The 726-nt window shown below is 58.3% G+C and carries 1 protein-coding gene; it reads right to left on the bottom strand.

Annotated features, from left to right (window positions below):
• Positions 1-705, bottom strand: a 705-nt coding sequence (locus AC1DVH_RS32250) for a glycosyltransferase family protein (protein WP_477757187.1), incomplete at its 3' end; no start/stop codon positions are given.
• Between the last annotated feature and the right edge of the window lie 21 nt (positions 706-726).

Raw genomic sequence — 726 nt, 5'->3', positions numbered from 1 at the left:
CCACAACTCGGCGGCCTTGGCGGAGCCCAGACGGCGCTGAACTTCCTCACGCACCTGGTCACGCACCGTGGCGGAAATGGCCACGTAGCCATCGGCGGTTTTGGTGATCCAGTCAAACCACTCGTTGAAAACCTGCACCAGCCGCGTGTCGTAAAACTGCGGATGCGTCACGGGAATCAGGTCGTAAATCACCGAAACGATACCCACGCCTTCACGTTTGAGCTGTTCGGCAAACGGGAAAAAGTCGGTGTGCCAGGACGAGTCCAGCAACACCAGTTGGTCCCCCGGTTGATGCTGCAACGGTGCGCAACGTTTGGGCAGTTGATACTGATCGAGCTGGTCGATCAGGCGCAGCGGCACGCTGAAGCAGGTCAGCGCTGTCAGTCGATAAGCCACGTACACTACGCGTCGGGCGAACCGCGATGGCAAACGTTTATCGAGCCGCTGGTGCCATTGCCAGAAACGATGTGCCAGCCGGCCAAGTCGCCCGCCGAACATCATCAACTGATCGAAAAACGGAATGTTCAGCGCACCGAGTTTCAGTACCCGATAGAGTTTGCCCTTGAGCATCACAACCGGGATGCATTCAACACCGTCGACCGATTCCGGTAGCTGGTTGACGACGTTGCGCACCACCCGCTGAATGCCCGAATTGACCTTGGGGTGCTGGAATACGTGCGTGCATTCCACCAAAAGACGCGTCATGGCGTGCTCTCCGAGGTGACC

The organism is Pseudomonas sp. P4_C3, from assembly GCF_056402075.1.
Note: the sequence above shows the minus strand (reverse complement) of the source record. Positions and strands in the feature narration are given on the sequence as shown.